The 19,028-nt window shown below is 62.3% G+C and carries 18 protein-coding genes; 7 read left to right on the forward strand and 11 right to left on the reverse strand.

Annotation, left to right across the window (positions count from 1 at the left end):
- Positions 1–17: 17 nt before the first annotated feature.
- The 8 genes from PSH66_RS18550 to PSH66_RS18585 form a co-directional block, all read right to left on the reverse strand.
- The gene (locus PSH66_RS18550; RefSeq protein ID WP_141064424.1) at positions 18–1,067 is read right to left on the reverse strand and encodes a branched-chain amino acid ABC transporter permease; all 1,050 of its coding nucleotides are present in this window, start codon (positions 1,065–1,067) and stop codon (positions 18–20) included.
- A gap of 4 nt (positions 1,068–1,071) precedes the next feature.
- The gene (locus PSH66_RS18555) at positions 1,072–1,953 is read right to left on the reverse strand and encodes a branched-chain amino acid ABC transporter permease (protein ID WP_003174753.1); all 882 of its coding nucleotides are present in this window, start codon (positions 1,951–1,953) and stop codon (positions 1,072–1,074) included.
- Positions 1,953–2,723, reverse strand: coding sequence for an ABC transporter ATP-binding protein (locus PSH66_RS18560; protein WP_305427419.1), 771 nt, complete (start codon positions 2,721–2,723; stop codon positions 1,953–1,955). The genes PSH66_RS18555 and PSH66_RS18560 overlap by 1 nt, the downstream gene beginning before the upstream one ends.
- Positions 2,720–3,568, reverse strand: a complete 849-nt coding sequence (locus PSH66_RS18565) for an AMP-binding protein (RefSeq protein WP_305427420.1) — start codon at positions 3,566–3,568, stop codon at positions 2,720–2,722. The genes PSH66_RS18560 and PSH66_RS18565 overlap by 4 nt, the downstream gene beginning before the upstream one ends.
- A 56-nt stretch (positions 3,569–3,624) precedes the next feature.
- Positions 3,625–5,019, reverse strand: a complete 1,395-nt coding sequence (locus PSH66_RS18570) for an LLM class flavin-dependent oxidoreductase (RefSeq protein WP_003174756.1) — start codon at positions 5,017–5,019, stop codon at positions 3,625–3,627.
- Positions 5,019–5,345 carry a hypothetical protein gene (locus PSH66_RS18575; protein WP_003174757.1) on the reverse strand — a complete coding sequence of 109 codons (327 nt, stop codon included), beginning with the start codon at positions 5,343–5,345 and terminating at the stop codon, positions 5,019–5,021. The genes PSH66_RS18570 and PSH66_RS18575 overlap by 1 nt, the downstream gene beginning before the upstream one ends.
- A gap of 12 nt (positions 5,346–5,357) precedes the next feature.
- The gene (locus PSH66_RS18580) at positions 5,358–6,554 is read right to left on the reverse strand and encodes an SfnB family sulfur acquisition oxidoreductase (protein ID WP_003174758.1); all 1,197 of its coding nucleotides are present in this window, start codon (positions 6,552–6,554) and stop codon (positions 5,358–5,360) included.
- 154 nt (positions 6,555–6,708) lie between these two features.
- Positions 6,709–7,272, reverse strand: coding sequence for a helix-turn-helix domain-containing protein (locus PSH66_RS18585; protein WP_042944943.1), 564 nt, complete (start codon positions 7,270–7,272; stop codon positions 6,709–6,711).
- A gap of 93 nt (positions 7,273–7,365) precedes the next feature.
- Here PSH66_RS18585 and PSH66_RS18590 point away from each other — a divergent pair, with 93 nt between their 5' ends.
- The 7 genes from PSH66_RS18590 to PSH66_RS18620 all read left to right on the forward strand — a co-directional run bounded on the left by PSH66_RS18590 (position 7,366) and on the right by PSH66_RS18620 (position 14,540).
- Positions 7,366–8,295, forward strand: coding sequence for a DMT family transporter (locus PSH66_RS18590; protein ID WP_078733732.1), 930 nt, complete (start codon positions 7,366–7,368; stop codon positions 8,293–8,295).
- 205 nt (positions 8,296–8,500) lie between these two features.
- A complete protein-coding gene (locus PSH66_RS18595; RefSeq protein ID WP_305427421.1) occupies positions 8,501–11,422 on the forward strand; it encodes a monovalent cation/H+ antiporter subunit A in 2,922 nt (973 codons plus the stop codon).
- Positions 11,422–11,766, forward strand: a complete 345-nt coding sequence (locus tag PSH66_RS18600; RefSeq protein ID WP_003192163.1) for a Na+/H+ antiporter subunit C — start codon at positions 11,422–11,424, stop codon at positions 11,764–11,766. Before PSH66_RS18595 ends, PSH66_RS18600 begins: the two co-directional genes overlap by 1 nt.
- The gene (locus PSH66_RS18605) at positions 11,763–13,445 is read left to right on the forward strand and encodes a monovalent cation/H+ antiporter subunit D (RefSeq protein ID WP_305427422.1); all 1,683 of its coding nucleotides are present in this window, start codon (positions 11,763–11,765) and stop codon (positions 13,443–13,445) included. Before PSH66_RS18600 ends, PSH66_RS18605 begins: the two co-directional genes overlap by 4 nt.
- The gene (locus PSH66_RS18610; RefSeq protein WP_003174764.1) at positions 13,442–13,930 is read left to right on the forward strand and encodes a Na+/H+ antiporter subunit E; all 489 of its coding nucleotides are present in this window, start codon (positions 13,442–13,444) and stop codon (positions 13,928–13,930) included. The genes PSH66_RS18605 and PSH66_RS18610 overlap by 4 nt, the downstream gene beginning before the upstream one ends.
- Entirely contained in the window at positions 13,927–14,205 is a 279-nt protein-coding gene (locus PSH66_RS18615; RefSeq protein WP_003174765.1) for a K+/H+ antiporter subunit F, read from the forward strand. The genes PSH66_RS18610 and PSH66_RS18615 overlap by 4 nt, the downstream gene beginning before the upstream one ends.
- Positions 14,202–14,540 carry a Na+/H+ antiporter subunit G gene (locus PSH66_RS18620; protein ID WP_003174766.1) on the forward strand — a complete coding sequence of 113 codons (339 nt, stop codon included), beginning with the start codon at positions 14,202–14,204 and terminating at the stop codon, positions 14,538–14,540. Before PSH66_RS18615 ends, PSH66_RS18620 begins: the two co-directional genes overlap by 4 nt.
- A 68-nt stretch (positions 14,541–14,608) precedes the next feature.
- Here PSH66_RS18620 and lepB read toward each other — a convergent pair whose 3' ends face one another.
- The 3 genes from lepB to PSH66_RS18635 all read right to left on the reverse strand — a co-directional run bounded on the left by lepB (position 14,609) and on the right by PSH66_RS18635 (position 18,878).
- Positions 14,609–15,277, reverse strand: a complete 669-nt coding sequence (gene lepB / locus PSH66_RS18625) for a signal peptidase I (RefSeq protein WP_042944947.1) — start codon at positions 15,275–15,277, stop codon at positions 14,609–14,611.
- A gap of 492 nt (positions 15,278–15,769) precedes the next feature.
- A complete protein-coding gene (cysS, locus tag PSH66_RS18630; protein WP_003174769.1) occupies positions 15,770–17,158 on the reverse strand; it encodes a cysteine--tRNA ligase in 1,389 nt (462 codons plus the stop codon).
- Between the two features lie 19 nt (positions 17,159–17,177).
- Positions 17,178–18,878 (reverse strand): glutamine--tRNA ligase/YqeY domain fusion protein, encoded by a 1,701-nt coding sequence (locus tag PSH66_RS18635; RefSeq protein WP_003174770.1) that lies wholly within the window; start codon positions 18,876–18,878, stop codon positions 17,178–17,180.
- Between the last annotated feature and the right edge of the window lie 150 nt (positions 18,879–19,028).

Genomic DNA, 19,028 nt, shown 5'->3' on the forward strand with positions numbered 1-19,028 from the left:
AGTTCTCTTTAGAAGGGTTAGAAACGTAGCGGCCACTGCCGCAGCCAATCGCGAAGGGTGTGCAACAGGCGAATCAAACCTTCGGGTTCCTTGATCAGGAACACGATGATCAACACGCCAAAGATGATTTTCTGCAGGTTCTGCAACTGCCCCGCATCCACCGAACCGCCAAACAGCGCCTGCCCGGCGTGGCTGAGAAAGATCGGCAGCAGACTGATGAAGGCCGCGCCGACAAAATTGCCGGCGATGCTGCCCATGCCGCCGATAATGATGATGAACAGGATCTGGAACGAGCGGTTGATATCGAAGCTGCTGGCACTGGCGGTGCCCAGGTAAGCGAAGGCCCACAGCGCGCCGGCGATGCCTAAGTAGAACGAACTGACCGCAAACGCCAGGCGCTTGTAGCGCGCCACCGGAATGCCGACCACGGCGGCGGCGGTGTCCATGTCGCGGATCGCCATCCAGTTGCGCCCCACCTGGCTGCGCACCAGGTTGAGGGCGCTCCAGGTCAGCAGCAGCACGGTGACCAGGGTCAGCCAGTAACGGCCCAGCGGTGTGTTGAGGTCATGGCCGAACAGCGCAAGCTTGGGCGCCGAAATCGTGCCGGACGAACCGTAGTTATAGAACCAGGGGAATTTGACGAACAGCCACTCAAGAAAAAACTGCGCGGCCAGGGTAGTGACCATCAAGTAAAAGCCCTTGATCCGCGAACTGGGCAGGCCAAACAGCAAGCCGACCAACGCGCTGATAATCCCACCGCCCAGCAGCGCCACCGGCAAGCCCAATTCCGGCAGCCGCAGCAGGAACCCGTAGGTGGCGAACGCGCCCACCGCCATGAAGCCCGCCGCGCCCACCGAAGTTTGCCCGGTGTAGCCGGTGAGCAGGTTCAAGCCCAGCCCGGCCAGGGACAACACCAAAAAAGGGATCAGGATCGCATTGAGCCAATAGTCATTGCCCCACAGCGGTACGACGACGAAGGCCAGCGTCAGCAGGCCAAGCAGGCCCCAGGGTACGCGCCGCTGAAGCAGTAATAACGGCGCGGTGTCTTGAGCAACAGGGATCGACATGGTTTCAGACTCGCTCGATGGCGCGCTCGCCGAACAGGCCGGCGGGACGGATATACAGGAAGGCCAACGCCAATACATAGGCGAACCACGGCGTGATGCCGCCGCCGATCAGCGGGCCGATATACACCTCGGCAAGGTTCTCGGCGGCGCCGACGATCAGCCCGCCGACAATCGCCCCGCCAATCGAGGTAAAGCCGCCGATGATCAACACCGGCAAGGCCTTGAGCACCACCAGCGACAGCGAGAACTGCACACCCTGGCGCGCGCCCCACAGCAGCCCGGCCACCAGCCCGACAATCCCGGCCACCGCCCAGACGATCTGCCAGACACGGTTGAGGTGGATGCCGATGGACAGCGCCGCCGTGGTGTCATCCGCCACCGCGCGCAACGACACACCGATGCGCGTCTTGTTGAACAGCAGCGCCAGCACCACCACCAGCACCACGGCGGTCGCGGCGGCGACCAGGTCGAACTGGCTGAGCATCAGCGGCCCGATAAACAGCGGCACATCGTCGATGCCCAGGTCCAGCGCACGCACCTGCGCGCCCATCAAGCCCTGAGCCAGGCCTTCAATGATGAACGACAGGCCCAGCGTGGCCATGAACAGGGTGATCTGCGAACGGTTCACCAGCGGGCGCAAGACCAACCGCTCGATGAGCAACGCGCCGACGATCATCACCAGCACCGTGAGCAGCAACGCCAGGGCAAACGGCACGCCCTGGTCGTGCAGGCTGACGAAGGTCAACGCGGCAAACAGCAGCATCGCGCCCTGAGCAAAGTTGAACACGCCGCTGGCCTTGTAGATCAGCACGAAGCCGATGGCGACCAGTGAGTACAGGGTGCCGGCAAGTAAACCGCCGAGCAGGGTTTCGAAGAAAAACGTCATCAATGCACCACTCCCAAATACGCCGCGATGACCTCGGGATTGGCCTGCACCTGTGCGGGCGTGCCGTCGCCGACCTTGCGCCCGTAGTCGAGCACCACCACATGGTCGGACAGGCCCATGACCACGCCCATGTCGTGCTCGATCAACACCACAGTGGTACCGAGGTCGCGGTTCACGTCGGCAACGAAGCGCGCCATGTCCTGTTTCTCTTCGGCGTTCATGCCGGCCATGGGTTCGTCGAGCAGCAACAGGCTGGGCCCGGCGATCAGCGCGCGGCCCAATTCCACGCGTTTTTGCAGGCCGTAGGACAGGTTGCCCACCAGCACGTCGCGGTGGGCTTGCAGCTCAAGAAACTCAAGGATGCCTTGGCCACGCCGGCGAAACACTTCGGCTTCGCGTCGCGCACGGGGCAAGCCCAGGGCCTGTTCGATAAAGGTGCTGCGCATATGCCGCGACAGCCCGGTGAGGAGGTTGTCGAGCACGCTCATCTTCTTGAACAGCGCGTTGTTCTGGAACGTGCGGCCAATGCCCCGACGCGCGGCGCCCAAAGGGTCGATGCGGTGGAAGTGTTGTTGCTCGAAGACGATCTCGCCGGCATCGAAGCGGTACACCCCGTTGAGCACATTGAGCAGTGAACTTTTGCCGGCGCCATTGGGGCCGATCAGCGCGCAGATCTCGCCGCGCCGTACCTCGAACGACAAGGCATTGATGGCCTTGACCCCCTTGAACGACAGCGAGATGTCCCGCACCTGGAGAATGGCCTGGCTCATGCGATGTCCCGTTTGAATTCGGCCAGCCACGTCGGCTCGGCACTGGCTTTAAGCGGCTGCCAGATATAGGCCAGGCGCTGAAACCCCAGCAGTTTGCGCACGCGGTTTTTCAGCAACCGGCGCAGGCCGCCCTGCGGGTGGGCAATGGCCCAGTCACACAGGCGTCGCCGCCAGGTACCGTGGGGCGCCAGGCGGCTTTCGATATCGTCGGCCAGGTGCTGTAAGCGCGCGGGCGACAACAGCAGGCCGGTGGGCGCCACTTCACTGCGATCACGCCGCGCCGAGGCGAGGTTTTCCGGGAAGGCCAGACCGTGACCCGTGCTCAGCCATTGCTCCAGCACCACAGCAAGGCCGCCTTGCCAATGGGTACCCTCTTCGCTCCACAGCGCGGTTTCGCCTGTGGGTTGCCACCAACGCTGCAGGTGCTGCGCCGGATCGACCGGACCGAGCAATTGAGCGAAGTCTACCCGCTGGGTGAACGCCCAATCCGGCTGGCGACCTTGAACGTAGACGTGGCTGGGACGAATACGCCACAGCTGTTGCTCCAGGGCCTGCGGCTCCAGGTTGTCGGCCAGCGTCAGCACCTGCCCGCCGACGGACTGGGCCGCCAACGCCAGCAACAGCAGGTTCGGCTCAAACGCGCCGCTGAGCGCCAAGCGTGACTGTTCGCTGAAACCTTGCTGGCGCAAACCATCAGCCAGGCGTTCGACGTCGCGCAGGGTGTCGATCCAGCGCCAGGCGTACCACTGGCCCTGGCGTTTGTGGCGCAGGGCAATGTGCAGCGGCGTGAGTTGTGCCCAGTGGTGCAGGTGTTCCAGGCGGGCCTTGGGGTCGTGCACGCTCATAGGGGGGTTGCTCCTATTGGGTGGTTAAGCGTGCGGTGGTCCGCTGGCTGAGATGTTCAAAACTGCAGAGGACGAATGTGGGAGGCAGACAGGTCGCGGTAGCCGGCGCCGGGGTGGTTGGCCGCCAACCTTGCACCGTCGCCAAACAACTTCTCGCGCAAGGTGCCCTGGGCGTATTCGGTCTTGTATACGCCACGCTTTTGCAACTCCGGCACCAGCCACTCGACGGCGTCGATAAAGGTCTCGTGGGTCAGTGCATAGGCCAGGTTGAAGCCGTCCACATCGGTGTCTTCCACCCATTCCTGCAACAGGTCGGCGACGGTTTGCGGACCGCCGACAAACAGTGGGCCAAAGCCGCCGATACCGACCCAGTCGGCCAGTTCATTGGGTGTCCAGACCTTGTTCGGGTCCGCCGTGGAGAAGGCTTCCACCGCCGATTGAATCGCATTGGTGTGTACGTGCTTGAGCGGTTCGTCCGGTTTGAACTGGCTGAAGTCGATACCGGTCCAGCCGGAAATCAGCGCCATCGCGCCTTCGTAGCTGACGTAGGATTTGTAGTCGTCGAACTTGGCTTTGGCCTTGGCATCCGTTTCGTCGACGATCACCGTCTGCAGGTTGAAGATCAGGATCTTCTTCGGATCGCGCCCCGCTTCAGCGGCACGGCGACGAATATCGGCCACGGTTTTTTTCAGCAATACCTTCGACGGCGCGGCGACGAACACGCATTCGGCCTGCTCGGCGGCGAACTGTTTGCCACGGCTGGACGCGCCGGCCTGGTACAGCACCGGCGTGCGTTGCGGCGACGGTTCGCACAGGTGAATGCCGGGCACCTGGAAGTGCTTGCCGACGTGGCGGATCTCATGGATTTTGCTCGGGTCGCTGAAGATGCGACGCTCACGGTCGCGCAGCACCGCGCCCTCCTCCCAGCTGCCTTCCCAGAGCTTGTAGCAAACTTCGAGGTATTCCTCGGCATAGTCATAACGCGCATCGTGTTCGGTCTGGGCTTTCTGGCCGAGGTTCTTGGCGCCGCTTTCCAGATAGGACGTAACGATGTTCCAGCCGATGCGGCCCTTGGTCAGATGATCGAGGGTCGACAGCCGGCGCGCGAACGGATACGGATGCTCGAAGGACAGCGACGCGGTCAGGCCAAACCCCAAGTGTTCGGTGACCAGCGCCATCGGTGCGATCAGCGACAGCGGATCATTGACCGGCACCTGGGTGGCCTGGCGAATCGCCGCGTCGCCGTTGCCGTTGTACACGTCGTAGATGCCCAGCACGTCGGCGATAAACAGGCCGTCGAATTTGCCACGCTCAAGGGTTTTTGCCAGGTCGGTCCAGTATTCCAGGTCCTTGTACTGCCACGAACGGTCACGCGGATGCGCCCACAGGCCGGGCGACTGGTGGCCGACGCAGTTCATGTCGAAGGCATTCAAGCGGATTTGGCGGGCCATCAAAGCACTCCGTTGAGGTGGTAGTTGCCGACAACCTGGTATTTCCAGCGCAACGGGTCATCCAGGGTCGACGGCAGCGCGGTGCGTTGACCGGTCAATTCGAACTCAGCGTTGCTGGCGGCAATGAGGGCCTCGGCGGCGGCGATCTGCGCTTCGGTGGCGGCCACCGGGCTGGGGTGGGTGTCGGCGCGCTCAAGCAGCGCGGCGGCCACGTCGACGCGGATCTGCAAGTCGCCGAAACGGCTGATCACATAGGGGTCGTCGCTTTTTTCGACGTGAAGACGGGTGCTGTCCAGCAGTTGGCGGGCGAGCGTCAGTGCGGTCATGGGTCAGGCTCCTCAGTTCCAGGCGTGGCGCGCGGGCTTTACGCCGTTGAGCACGAAATTGCCGATCAGGTGGTATTTCCAGCGGGCCGGGTCGTGCAGGGTGTGGGTGCGCGCGTTTCGCCAGAAACGGTCGAGGTTGTGCTTGGCGGTGACCGAGCGGGTGCCGGCCAGTTCGAAGAGTTTGCTGCCGGCGAGCAAGGCGGTTTCGGCCGACAGCACTTTGGCCTGGGCCACCACCAGCGAGGCGTGGGCCACGGTGTCTTCATTCGGTTCGGCCAGAGCCTGGTCGACCGCGATGCCGGCCTTGGCGAGGATGGCTTCGGTGCCGTGCACGCGCCACTCCAGGTCGCCGATAGCGGCAATGGTGAATGGGTCCTGCCAGCCGTGATCCTGCTGGCTGTCGATCCACGGCCGGGCCTGACGGGCGTAAATTTTCGCTTGCTCAAGGGCACCGAGGGCAATGCCGGTGTCGACGGCCGCCTGGATGATCTGCGAAATCGGTCCGTCGGCCGTGGGTTGATCAAACGCCAGGTGGGCGGGGATCACCGCGCTCAAGGGGACGGTCACACCGTCGAGGGTCACGCCGCCGCTGGCGGTGGTGCGCTGGCCGAAGCCGTCCCAGTTGTCGATCACGGTCAGGCCGGGGGCATTGCGTTCGACCAGGCCGATAAAGACCTGGCCATTTTCGTTGCTGCCCGCGGTAGGCACGATATGCGCGAACAGCGCGCCGGTGCAGTAGAACTTCTCGCCGTTGATCTGGGCGGTGTCGCCGTGAAAGCGGATCTGGGTATCGAAGGTGCCGGCGTTTTTGCTCTTGGCCTCTGAAAAAGCGTTGCCGAAACGGTAACCCGCCAGCACCTTGCCGAAGTAATAGCGCTTTTGTTCCTCGGTGGCGGTTTGCAGCAGGAGGTCCACCACGCCCAGGTGGTTCTGCGGGATCTGCCCCAGCGACGGGTCGGCGGCGGAGATCAACTTGATCACCTCGGCCACCGTCACATAGGACACCCCGGCGCCGCCGTAGGCCTTAGGCACGGTGATGCCCCACAGGCCGCTGGCGGAGAACTCGTCCAGTTCAGCAAAAGGCAGGCGCCGCTCGCGGTCGCGCACGCTGGCCTCGACGGCAAAACGCTCGGCCAGGCGCGTGGCGACTTCGATGGCCTCCGCGTCCGAGCGAATGATATGGGCAGGGTGTTGAGGGTGGGCTGACATGGACCGACTCCAGGCTCCGAGGGAATACCGGAGTGATTGCAGGAGTCGTGCCTGAACTTAATCGTCAATAAAATCAGCGATTTGCTGGTAAATCGGCGCCGCAGAGCGCGGCTTAAACCAGCAAACTGCACATCCACTGTTGCCTGGCGGACAGTTAGATCACCACGTTGCGAACGAAGCTCACGGCGACGTCACCTTCATTGCGATAGCCATGCACCTGGCGGCTGGCAAACATGAAAAACTCACCGGCGGCGACCTGTTTTTCTTCATCTCCCAGCAGCAGGGTCAGGCATCCTTCGAACACGAACAGCTGCACGCTCCAGCCTTCCGGGTCGGGGTCCGGGCTGTAGCAATCACCCGGTTCCAGACGCATTTCCCATAACTCGACTTCACGTCGCGCAGTGGCCTTGGCCAGCAGCACCGCTTTACTGCCGGGGATTTCACCGGCCCAGGCCAGCTCGTTGATGCGACTGTGGTCGGGCGCATCCGGGGCCTGGATCAAGTCGCTGAAGGCCACCTCCAACGCTTCGGCCACACGGTCGAGGGTGGACAGGCTGACGTTTTTCTCGCCGGCTTCGATGGCCACCAGCATGCGCCGGCTGACGCCGGACTTTTCCGAAAGCGCGGTCTGGCTCAGGTCGGCGGCGTGGCGCAGGCGACGAACGTTCTGGCTGACGTGCTGCAGGACCGAGGCCCGTTGTGGATTTTCTTTGTGCACTATATTGCTCAATGGGTGGGTGTGCGCAGTATACTGCCCAGCGTGCGGCGCATTGTGCGGTCCGTGCCTTTCCCATGCAAGACCAGAGCCGCCATGACTGCCCCGACCTCCCCTTCGCGTTTCAACCGCTTCAGCAAAGCCGAATGCATCCTGGTGTTTATCACCATGATCTGGGGCGGTACGTTTTTGCTGGTACAGCATGCCATGACCGTCAGCGGGCCGATGTTTTTCGTGGGCCTGCGCTTTGCGGCGGCGGCGATTGTGGTGGGGTTCTTTTCCCTGCGCACCCTGCGCGACCTGACCCTGTTCGAGCTGAAGGCCGGGGTATTTATCGGCGTGGCGATCATGTTCGGCTACGGCCTGCAGACCATCGGCCTGCAAACCATCCTGAGCAGCCAGTCGGCGTTCATCACCGCGCTCTATGTGCCGTTCGTGCCGTTGCTGCAATGGCTGGTGCTGGGACGTCGTCCGGGCTTGATGCCCAGCATCGGCATCATGCTGGCGTTTGCCGGGTTGATGCTGTTGACGGGGCCGACCGGAGCATCGCTGAATTTCAGCCCCGGCGAAATCGCGACCTTGATCGGCGCCATCGCGATTGCCGCGGAAATCATCCTGATCAGCGCATTTGCCGGGCAGGTGGATGTACGCCGCGTCACCGTGGTGCAACTGGCCACGGCATCGCTGCTGTCGTTCCTGATGGTCGTGCCGATGGGCGAGGCACTGCCGGGGTTCTCCTGGTTGCTGCTGTTCAGTGCGGTGGGCCTGGGCTTGACCAGCGCGGTGATCCAGGTGGCGATGAACTGGGCACAGCAGAGCGTTTCGCCCACGCGAGCCACGTTGATTTATGCCGGTGAGCCGGTATGGGCCGGCGTGGTGGGGCGGATTGCCGGCGAGCGCTTCCCGCCGATTGCGATGCTGGGGGCGGTGTTGATTGTGCTGGCGGTGATTGTGAGTGAGATGAAAACAAAAGGGCAGAAGGCGGTTGACCTGGCCGATGCGTTGGAACAAAAGCGTCAGGGATAGCCTCCAGATACTGTGGTGCCTGTAATATTGCCTTCGCGGGCAAGCCCTGCTCCCACAGGGGTCGGCATTCCAATTCTGCGAATTTTGAAACAGTGCCAAATAGGAGTTTTCGTCCTACCTTGTAGGATCCTGCCACATCTTGCCGTTTGGTGATCGAGAAAGCGGCACGTATGATGCATCCCAAACTCCCGCAGATTAGAAGCCTATGTCCCTGATAGTTCTACTGCTTCTGCCTTTTATCGGCAGCTGTCTGGCGGCCTTGCTGCCGCACAACGCACGTAATACCGAATCCCTGCTGGCCGGCCTCGTGGCGCTGGTGGGGACTGTTCAAGTTGCCCTGCTCTACCCCCAGGTCGCCTATGGCGGCGTGATCCGCGAAGAATTCATGTGGTTGCCCAGCCTGGGGCTGAACTTCGTGCTGCGCATGGATGGCTTCGCCTGGTTGTTCTCGATGCTGGTGCTGGGCATCGGCACGCTGGTGTCGCTGTATGCGCGTTACTACATGTCGCCGGAAGATCCGGTGCCGCGTTTCTTCGCGTTTTTCCTGGCCTTCATGGGCGCCATGCTCGGGCTGGTGATCTCCGGCAACCTGGTGCAGATCGTGTTCTTCTGGGAACTGACCAGTCTGTTCTCGTTCTTGCTGATCGGCTATTGGCACCACCGCGCGGATGCGCGACGCGGTGCCTATATGGCGTTGATGGTCACCGGCGCGGGCGGTTTGTGCCTGCTGGCGGGGGTGATGCTGCTGGGGCATATCGTCGGCAGCTATGACCTGGAGCAGGTGCTGGCGGCGGGCGATCAGATTCGCGCGCACTCGCTGTACCCGGTGATGCTGGCCCTGGTGCTGATCGGCGCGTTGAGCAAGAGCGCGCAGTTCCCGTTCCATTTCTGGCTGCCCCACGCCATGGCGGCGCCGACGCCGGTTTCGGCCTATCTGCATTCGGCGACGATGGTGAAGGCCGGCGTGTTCCTGCTGGCCCGCCTGTGGCCGTCGCTGTCGGGCAGCGAAGAATGGTTCTGGATCGTCGGCGGGGCCGGCGCCCTCACCCTCCTCCTCGGTGCTTACTGCGCCATGTTCCAAAACGATCTCAAGGGCCTGCTGGCCTACTCCACGATCAGTCACCTCGGGCTGATCACCTTGCTGCTGGGGCTCAACAGCCCGCTGGCCGCCGTCGCGGCGGTGTTCCATATCCTCAACCACGCCACCTTCAAGGCCTCGCTGTTCATGGCGGCGGGCATCATCGACCACGAAAGCGGCACCCGCGATATCCGCAAGCTCAGCGGCCTGGTGCGGCTGATCCCGTTTACCGCGACCCTGGCGATGGTGGCCAGCGCCTCCATGGCCGGCGTGCCGTTGCTCAATGGTTTCCTGTCCAAAGAGATGTTCTTCGCCGAAACGGTGTTTATCTCGGCGACAAAATGGGTGGAAATCGCCCTGCCGGTGATCGCGACCATTGCCGGCACCTTCAGCGTGGCCTATGCCCTGCGCTTTACCGTGGATGTGTTCTTCGGCCCGCCCGCCACCGACCTGCCGCACACGCCCCACGAACCCCCACGCTGGATGCGTGCGCCGGTTGAGCTGCTGGTATTCACCTGCCTGCTGGTGGGGATCTTCCCGGCCCAGGTGGTCGGTTCGATCCTCGCCGCCGCCGCGTTGCCGGTGGTCGGCGGCGTCCTGCCGCAGTACAGCCTGGCGATCTGGCACGGCTGGAACGCGCCGATGATCATGAGCCTGGTGGCCATGACCGGCGGCGTGGTGCTTTACCTGATGCTGCGCAAGCAGCTCAAGCGTGGTCGCTTCAAATACCCGCCGGTCATCAGCTATTTCAACGGCAAACGCGGTTTCGAACGCTGCCTGGTGGTGATGATGCGCGGGGTGCACAAGATCGAAAAACGCATCAGCACCAAGCGCCTGCAGACCCAGTTGTTCCTGCTGGTGATCGTTGCAGTGATCGGCGCCATGATCCCGATGTTCAACAGTGGCCTCACCTGGGGTGACCGGCCGAAGATCCCCGGTTCCGTCGTGTTCGTGACCCTGTGGCTGCTGGCGATTGCCTGTGCCCTGGGCGCCGCCTGGCAAGCCAAATACCACCGACTGGCGGCCCTGACCATGGTCAGCGTGTGCGGCCTGATGACCTGCGTCACCTTCGTGTGGTTCTCGGCGCCGGACCTGGCGCTGACCCAGTTGGTCGTGGAAGTCGTCACTACGGTGCTGATCCTGCTCGGCCTGCGCTGGCTGCCACGACGGATCGAAGAAGTCTCGCCACTGCCCAGCTCGTTGCGCAAGGCACGTATCCGTCGCCTGCGTGACTTCCTGCTGTCCACCGTGGTCGGTGGCGGCATGGCGTTGCTGTCCTATGCGATGCTGACGCGCCAGACCCCCAACGATATCTCCTCGTTCTACTTGAGCCGCGCCCTGCCCGAAGGCGGCGGCAGCAATGTGGTGAACGTGATGCTGGTGGACTTCCGTGGCTTCGATACCCTGGGCGAAATCACCGTACTCGGCGCCGTGGCGCTCACGGTCTACGCCCTGCTGCGCCGCTTCCGCCCCTCGAAGGAAAGCATGCAACTGCCCGCGCAACAGCGCCAACTGGCGCCGGACGTGGCCACCGACCTGGTCAACCCGCGCCAGGCCAATGACACCGCGTTGGGCTTCATGATGGTGCCGGCGGTGCTGGTGCGCCTGCTGCTGCCGATTGCGTTGGTGGTGTCGTTCTACCTGTTCATGCGCGGCCACAACCAACCGGGCGGCGGTTTTGTCGCGGGGCTGGTGATGTCGGTGGCGTTTATCCTGCAATACATGGTTGCCGGCACCCAATGGGTCGAGGCGCAGATGAGCCTGCGGCCAATGCGCTGGATGGGCTTCGGCCTGCTGTCGGCGACCCTCACCGGGCTCGGCGCGCTGTTTGTCGGGTACCCGTTCCTCACCACCCACACCTGGCATTTAAGCCTGCCGCTGCTGGGGGATATTCATATCGCCAGCGCATTGTTCTTCGATGTCGGCGTGTACGCCATGGTGGTGGGCTCGACGCTGCTGATGCTCACTGCCCTCGGCCACCAATCGGTGCGCGCGCACAAACCGGGCAACCAGCCCAAAGCCGTTGCCGCCACAGAAGGAGCCGCCTGATGGAAGAAGTCATCGCAATTGCCATTGGGGTCCTGGCGGCCTCGGGCGTGTGGTTGATCCTGCGCCCGCGGACGTTCCAGGTGGTGATGGGCCTGTGCCTGTTGTCGTATGGCGTCAACCTGTTCATTTTCAGCATGGGCAGCCTGTTCATCGGCAAAGAGCCGATCATCAAGGACGGCGTGCCGCAAGACTTGCTCAACTACACCGACCCGCTGCCCCAGGCCCTGGTGCTGACGGCCATCGTGATCAGCTTCGCCATGACCGCGCTGTTCCTGGTGGTGCTGCTGGCCTCTCGGGGCTTGACCGGGACGGACCATGTGGATGGCCGGGAGCCCAAGGAATGAGTGGGATCAATCAACTGATCGTCGCGCCGATCCTGCTGCCGTTGCTGACCGCCGCGCTGATGCTGATGCTCGGCGAAAAACGTCGTCCGCTCAAAGCCAGGATCAACCTGTTCTCCAGCCTGATCGGCCTGGGCATTGCCGTGTTGCTGCTGTACTGGACGCAACAGGACGGCCCCGGTTCGATTGGCGTGTACCTGCCGGGCAACTGGCAGGTGCCGTTCGGCATCGTGCTGGTGGTGGACCAACTCTCGGCGCTGATGCTGGTGCTCACCGGGATCATCGGCGTGAGCGCGCTGCTGTTCGCCATGGCCCGCTGGGACCGTGCCGGCACCAGCTTCCATGCGCTGTTCCAGATCCAGATGATGGGCCTGTATGGCGCCTTTCTCACCGCCGATCTGTTCAACCTGTTCGTGTTTTTCGAAGTGCTGCTGGCGGCGTCCTACGGTTTGATGCTGCACGGTTCCGGCCGCGCGCGGGTGTCGGCGGGGCTGCATTACATCGCGATCAACCTGCTGGCGTCGTCGCTGTTCCTGATTGGCGCGGCGATGATCTATGGCGTCACCGGCACGCTGAATTTTGCCGACCTGGCGCTGAAAATCCCGCTGGTGCCCGAAGCGGACCGTGGCCTGCTGCATGCGGGTGCGGCGATCCTGGCAACGGCGTTCCTGGCCAAGGCCGGCATGTGGCCGCTGAACTTCTGGCTGGCGCCCGCCTATTCCTCGGCCAGCGCACCGGTGGCGGCGATGTTTGCGATCATGACCAAGGTCGGCGTGTACACCGTGCTGCGTTTGTGGACCCTGCTGTTCTCCGGCCAGGCCGGTGCGTCGGCGCTGTTTGGCGGCGACTGGCTGGTGTATGGCGGCATGGCGACCATCGTCTGCGCGGCACTGGCAATGCTTGCAGCGCAACGCCTGGAGCGCATGGCCAGCTTGAGCATTCTGGTCTCCGCCGGGATCCTGCTGTCGGCGGTGGGTTTTGCCCAGCCGAGCCTGACGGCGGGGGCGTTGTTTTATCTGGTCAGCTCCACCCTGGCATTGAGCGCGCTGTTCCTGCTGGCCGAGTTGATCGAACGCTCACGCTCGGCCAACGACCTGCCGCTGGATGAAGAAATCGATGCGCTGCCCAAGGCCATGGAATCGCTGCATCCACGGCCAGGCGTGAATCTGGATGACGAACAGAAAGCCGTGGTCGGCCAGGTGATCCCCTGGACCATGGCGTTCCTGGGCTTGAGCTTTATCGCCTGCGCGCTGCTGATCATCGGCATGCCGCCGTTGTCCGGTTTTATCGGCAAGCTCAGCCTGTTGAGTGCGCTGGTCAATCCGTTGGGTCTGGGCGTCGGCATCGATGAACCGATCCGTCCGGCGGCCTGGTGTCTGGTGGCACTGCTGATTGTGTCCGGCCTGGCGTCGCTGATCGCCTTCGCACGGTTGGGCATCCAGCGTTTCTGGACCCCGGAAGAACGCCCCTCGCCCTTGCTGCGTCGCTACGAGTGCGTGCCGATCTTCTTCCTGCTGGGCCTGAGCATCCTGCTGACGTTCAAGGCCGAGCCGTTGATGCGCTACACCCAGGCCACCGCCGACAGCCTGAACAACCCGGAACGCTATGTGATGGCGGTGATGGCAACGCGCCCGATTCCGAGTCCCGAAGCCAAGACCGCCATCCTGGAGGTGCAACCATGAAGCGCCTGTTCCCTGCGCCGTGGTTGTCGCTGGCACTGGCGGTACTGTGGCTGGTGCTGAACCTGTCGGTCAGCCCCGGCAACCTGTTGCTGGGCGCACTGCTGGGGTTTCTCGCGCCGCTGCTGATGGCACCGCTGCGCCCGCTGCCGATCCGCATCCGCCGCCCCGGTGTGATCATCCGCCTGTTCTTTTTGGTCGGCCGCGATGTGATCGTGTCCAACCTGCAAGTGGCCTGGGGTGTGCTGGTCTGCGGCGCCCGCCCGCCGCGTTCGCGCTTTATCAAGATCCCCCTGGACCTGCGTGACGCCAACGGCTTGGCGGCGCTGTCGATGATTACCACCGTGGTGCCCGGTACGATCTGGTCCGAACTGGCGCTGGACCGTAGCATCCTGCTGTTGCACGTCTTCGATCTGGATGACGAAGCGGCCTTCATCGAACATTTCAAAAGCGCCTACGAACGGCCCCTGATGGAGATCTTCGAATGAGCGCCCTGCTCGCCAATGCGATCCTGTTCAGCCTGTTCCTGTTCTCGGTGGCCATGGTGCTGACCCTGATCCGCCTGTTCAAAGGCCCGTCGGCCCAGGACCGGGTCTTGGCGCTGGACTACCTCTACATCCTGGCCATGCTGATGATGCTGGTGTTGGGCATTCGGTATGCCAGTGACACCTACTTTGAAGCGGCGCTGTTGATCGCGCTGTTCGGCTTCGTCGGCTCGTTTGCCCTGGCCAAATTCCTGCTGCGTGGGGAGGTGATTGAATGATGCCGTTGTGGATCGAAGTGATTGTCGCGGTGCTGCTGGTGCTCAGCAGTGTGTTTGCGCTGATAGGCGCGATTGGGCTGCTGCGGCTGAAAGACTTTTTCCAGCGTATGCATCCGCCGGCCCTGGCCTCGACGTTGGGCGCGTGGTGCGTGGCGTTGGCGTCGATTATCTACTTTTCGGTACTCAAGTCCGGGCCGGTGCTGCACGGGTGGTTGATACCGATTTTGCTGGCGATCACCGTGCCGGTGACTACGTTGCTGCTGGCCCGTACGGCGCTGTTCCGCAAACGCATGGCCGGTGACGACGTACCCGCCGAAGTCAGCAGCCGCCGCTGAGCGCTGAAGAGAATACAATCCATTTTAATCACTGCCATTTTCGTCATGAGTTGGCTTGAGTCTACCGATTACAAAATCGGCGTGCCAAATCTGCTTAAGCGCGGCCTCCAGTGATCAAGAATGTTCGCCGACGCGAGCACATGGTGCGCGTGCCCGATCAACAACCGACGAGGCACGAATCCGATGTAACGGGAGTCATCGCTGTTGTCGCGGTTGTCCCCTAGCATGAAGTAATTGTCGGCAGGCACCGTGACCGGGCCGAAATCGCGTAACGCCCGCACCGTCGGCATGAACTGCACAGTGCGCTGACTGCTGTCCGCTCGCTCGATCAGCTTGATGCCGGGAACCGTATGGCCAGGCACGATGGGCTCGCTGATGTCCTGCGCGTCACTGTAGGTAGCCGGTACGCCGTTGACCCACAACACCTCATCTTTCATTTCCAGGGTGTCCCCGGGGATGCCGACGATCCGCTTGATCAGACGCATGCCATCCTTCGGCGACGAGAAGGTGACCACATCGCCGCGCCGGGGACTATCGAGCTTGGTCAGGGAAATATCCGTGAGCGGCACCTTGAGGTCGTAGGCCACGCGGTTGACCAGCACCACATCGCCTTCCAGCAAGGTCGGGCGCATGGAGCCGGAGGGAATGGGATTCCAGTCAGCCAGCGAGGTACGAAAAACGCCGAAGCACAACCAGAAAATGATTGCGTAACGGTAACGGATCAACCAATTTCGCATACAACCTCGCACTACAAAAAGTGGGCGTAACGACTGATTCCAGTTAGTTAAGGGGAACACAGTTACTGTTTACCCCTTCTACTTTTTGAATGAATGGCATCAGGGCGAAGCTCGGTTGTTGCACGCGAGGATTAAATTAACATTAGCGTCCAAGCGTACAAAAAGGATTATGGCGGCTGTGCGCGGGATACCTTCGGGTATGTCGGGTGCCTAGAGTCCCGGCCTGCGAACCTGCGTACAGCTGCCACCCTAAAATTGTTTCGCAGCGATGGGTGGTGGCTCCAATACTCTAGGAGCTTCGCCATGATTAAAGACAGTCCGAATCCACCGTTGGATTCATCCCGGTTTCAAGATTCTGAGATCGAAGATTGGGCCAAAACGTGAGAGAGGGTTTGCCCCCGATGGCGCTGGATCGGGTGAGCCGCTCACTAAAACAGTGTGCAAAAAAACGCCCCGAACCAGTCGGGGCGTTTTTCATTCAGGGTTTACCAATCAGGCCTGATCAGCCAACCGCCACGTCGTCCCACCCTTGCCGTCTTCCAACACCACACCCATCGCGGTCAGTTGGTCGCGGATACGGTCGGATTCCGCCCAGTCTTTATTGGTACGAGCCGCCAGACGCGCCTGGATCAGCGCCTCCACTTGCGCCGCATCCACACGCCCTTCGGCGCCGGCTTGCAGGAAGTCGTCGGCTTCCATCTGCAGCACGCCCAGCACGCTGGCCAGTTCTTTCAGGCGTGCCGCCAGGCCCGCCGCCGCGTCGAGGTCGCTCTCGCGCAGGCGGTTGATCTCGCGCACCATTTCGAACAGCACCGCGCAGGCTTCGGGGGTGCCGAAGTCATCGTTCATGACTTCGGTGAAGCGTGCCACGAACGCTTCGCCGCCAGCCGGTGCAACTGCGGGAAGGCCTTTCAACGCGTGGTAGAACCGCTCCAGGGCGCCCTTGGCGTCCTTGAGGTTGTCTTCCGAGTAGTTGATGGCGCTGCGGTAGTGGCTCGACACCAGCAGGTAACGCACCACTTCCGGGTGGTACTTTTCCAGCACGTCGCGGATGGTGAAGAAGTTGTTCAAGGACTTGGACATCTTCTCGCCATTGATGCGGATCATGCCGCAGTGCATCCAGGCGTTGGCGTAGGTCTTGCCGGTGGCGGCTTCGCTCTGGGCGATTTCGTTTTCGTGGTGCGGAAACTCCAGGTCGCTGCCGCCGCCATGAATGTCGAAGGTCTCGCCCAGGCAGCAGGTGGACATCACCGAGCACTCGATGTGCCAACCCGGACGCCCGGCGCCCCACGGCGATTCCCAGCTCGGCTCGCCCGGCTTGGTGCCTTTCCACAGCACAAAGTCGAGCGGGTCCTGCTTGGCTTCGTCGACTTCGATGCGCGCGCCGATGCGCAGGTCTTCGATCTTCTTGCGCGACAGCTTGCCGTAACCCATGAACTTGGCGACGCGGTAGTACACGTCGCCGTTGCCTGGGGCGTAGGCGTAACCCTTGTCGATCAGGGTCTGGATCATCGCGTGCATGCCAGGGATGTGGTCCGTGGCGCGCGGTTCCATGTCCGGCTTGAGGATGTTGAGGCGGGCCTCGTCCTCATGCATCGCGGCGATCATGCGCTCGGTGAGCGCGTCGAACGCCTCGCCGTTTTCGTTGGCGCGGTTGATGATCTTGTCGTCGATGTCGGTGATGTTGCGCACGTACGTCAAGTCATAGCCGCTGAAGCGCAACCAGCGGGTCACCAGATCGAAGGCAACCATGCTGCGGCCGTGGCCGATGTGGCAGTAGTCGTACACGGTCATGCCGCACACGTACATGCGCACTTTGTTGCCATCGAGCGGCTTGAAGACTTCTTTGGTCTTGCTGAGTGTGTTGTAGATCGTTAGCACGACAGTTCCTTAAACAGAATCACTGGCCCCACGAATCACGCAAGGTCACGGTACGGTTGAATACCGGATGACCAGGTTTGGAGTCCTTGATATCCGCGCAGAAGTAACCTTCGCGCTCGAACTGGAAACGGTCTTCCGGCTGTGCGTCGCCAAGCGATGGCTCGGCACGACAACCAGTGAGCACTTGCAGGGAGTCAGGGTTGATGTTGTCGAGGAAACTCGCGCTGTCTTCGGCCTTCTCGGGGTTGGCCGAGCGGAACAGACGATCGTACAGGCGCACTTCGCACTCGATGCTGGCCGCGGCCGGCACCCAGTGAACCACGCCCTTGACCTTGCGGCCTTCCGGGTTCTTGCCCAGGGTGTCCGGATCGTACGAGCAGCGCAGTTCGACGATATTGCCATCGGCGTCCTTGATCGCTTCATCGGCACGGATCACGTAGCTGCCGCGCAGGCGCACTTCGCCATTGGGCTCCAGGCGCTTGTAACCCTTCGGCGGCTCTTCCATGAAGTCATCGCGGTCGATGTAGATTTCACGGGCGAACGGCAGCTTGCGCACGCCGAGTTCTTCTTTCTGCGGATGACGCGGCAGTTCGAGATGTTCGACCTGACCTTCCGGGTAGTTGGTGATCACGACTTTCAACGGACGCAGCACGCACATGGCGCGCGGCGCGTTCGCATCGAGGTCCTGGCGGATGCTGAATTCGAGCATGCCGAAATCGACCACGCCGTCGGAACGGTTGGTGCCGACCATGTCGCAGAAGTTACGGATCGACGCCGGGGTGTAGCCGCGACGGCGGAAGCCCGACAGCGTCGACATGCGCGGGTCGTCCCAGCCATGCACGTGCTTTTCATCGACCAGTTGCTTGAGCTTGCGCTTACTGGTGATGGTGTAGTTCAGGTTCAGACGGCTGAACTCGTACTGGCGCGGCTGGGCCGGCACCGGCAGGTTGCTCAGGAACCACTCGTACAGCGGGCGATGGCTTTCGAACTCCAGCGTGCAGATGGAGTGGGTGATGCCTTCGATGGCGTCCGACTGACCGTGGGTGAAGTCGTAGTTGGGGTAGATGCACCACTTGTCACCGGTCTGGTGGTGGTGGGCATGGCGGATGCGGTACATGATCGGGTCGCGCAGGTTCATGTTCGGCGAGGCCATGTCGATCTTGGCGCGCAACACGCGGGCGCCGTCCGGGAACTCACCGGCGCGCATGCGGGCGAACCAATCGAGGTTCTCCTCCACCGAGCGGTCACGGAACGGGCTGTTCTTGCCCGGTTCGGTGAGGGTGCCACGGTATTCCTTGGCCTGTTCGGGGCTCAAGTCGTCGACGTAGGCCTTGCCGGCCTTGATCAGCTCGACGGCCCAGTCGTGCAACTGGTCGAAGTACTGCGAGGCATAGCGCACTTCACCGGACCATTCGAAGCCCAGCCACTTCACGTCGCTTTCGATCGCGTCGATGTATTCCTGGTCTTCCTTGGCCGGGTTGGTGTCGTCGAAACGCAGGTGCGTGACGCCACCGAACTCCTGGGCCAGGCCGAAGTTCACACAGATCGACTTGGCGTGACCGATGTGCAGGTAGCCGTTGGGCTCTGGCGGGAAACGGGTGACGATCTGCGTGTGCTTGCCCGAATCCAGGTCCGCCTGGATGATCGGGCGCAGGAAATTGACCGGGACGGCAGGTCCGGCCTTGGAATTCGAGGTAGGGTCGACAGTGGGCTTGCTCATAGGATCCTTGAACAGACAGGTTCGTGGCCGGTGGGGGCCAGACAAAACAAAGGCGATATCATAGCTGATGCTGTCAAGACACTGACAGGCCGGGACCAAAAACTGCTGTTTAATTACCCTTTTAACGAGTGGGGCGGTAAAAAACCACCT

The sequence above is a fragment of the Pseudomonas sp. FP597 genome (assembly GCF_030687435.1).
In the GTDB taxonomy this organism is placed as follows: Bacteria; Pseudomonadota; Gammaproteobacteria; order Pseudomonadales; family Pseudomonadaceae; genus Aquipseudomonas; species Aquipseudomonas lactucae.

What these genes read in the sequence shown, in the direction of transcription:
- PSH66_RS18580 (WP_003174758.1), bottom strand. Translation starts at nt 6,554, where the DNA reads ATGTCAGCCCACCCTCAACACCCTGCCCATATCATTCGCTCGGACGCG.
- PSH66_RS18600 (WP_003192163.1), top strand. Translation starts at nt 11,422, where the DNA reads ATGGAAGAAGTCATCGCAATTGCCATTGGGGTCCTGGCGGCCTCGGGC.
- PSH66_RS18635 (WP_003174770.1), bottom strand. Translation starts at nt 18,878, where the DNA reads ATGAGCAAGCCCACTGTCGACCCTACCTCGAATTCCAAGGCCGGACCT.
- PSH66_RS18615 (WP_003174765.1), top strand. Translation starts at nt 13,927, where the DNA reads ATGAGCGCCCTGCTCGCCAATGCGATCCTGTTCAGCCTGTTCCTGTTC.
- PSH66_RS18565 (WP_305427420.1), bottom strand. Translation starts at nt 3,568, where the DNA reads ATGAGCGTGCACGACCCCAAGGCCCGCCTGGAACACCTGCACCACTGG.
- PSH66_RS18575 (WP_003174757.1), bottom strand. Translation starts at nt 5,345, where the DNA reads ATGACCGCACTGACGCTCGCCCGCCAACTGCTGGACAGCACCCGTCTT.
- lepB (WP_042944947.1), bottom strand. Translation starts at nt 15,277, where the DNA reads ATGCGAAATTGGTTGATCCGTTACCGTTACGCAATCATTTTCTGGTTG.
- PSH66_RS18560 (WP_305427419.1), bottom strand. Translation starts at nt 2,723, where the DNA reads ATGAGCCAGGCCATTCTCCAGGTGCGGGACATCTCGCTGTCGTTCAAG.
- PSH66_RS18610 (WP_003174764.1), top strand. Translation starts at nt 13,442, where the DNA reads ATGAAGCGCCTGTTCCCTGCGCCGTGGTTGTCGCTGGCACTGGCGGTA.
- PSH66_RS18570 (WP_003174756.1), bottom strand. Translation starts at nt 5,019, where the DNA reads ATGGCCCGCCAAATCCGCTTGAATGCCTTCGACATGAACTGCGTCGGC.
- PSH66_RS18555 (WP_003174753.1), bottom strand. Translation starts at nt 1,953, where the DNA reads ATGACGTTTTTCTTCGAAACCCTGCTCGGCGGTTTACTTGCCGGCACC.
- PSH66_RS18605 (WP_305427422.1), top strand. Translation starts at nt 11,763, where the DNA reads ATGAGTGGGATCAATCAACTGATCGTCGCGCCGATCCTGCTGCCGTTG.
- PSH66_RS18590 (WP_078733732.1), top strand. Translation starts at nt 7,366, where the DNA reads ATGACTGCCCCGACCTCCCCTTCGCGTTTCAACCGCTTCAGCAAAGCC.
- PSH66_RS18550 (WP_141064424.1), bottom strand. Translation starts at nt 1,067, where the DNA reads ATGTCGATCCCTGTTGCTCAAGACACCGCGCCGTTATTACTGCTTCAG.
- PSH66_RS18595 (WP_305427421.1), top strand. Translation starts at nt 8,501, where the DNA reads ATGTCCCTGATAGTTCTACTGCTTCTGCCTTTTATCGGCAGCTGTCTG.
- PSH66_RS18620 (WP_003174766.1), top strand. Translation starts at nt 14,202, where the DNA reads ATGATGCCGTTGTGGATCGAAGTGATTGTCGCGGTGCTGCTGGTGCTC.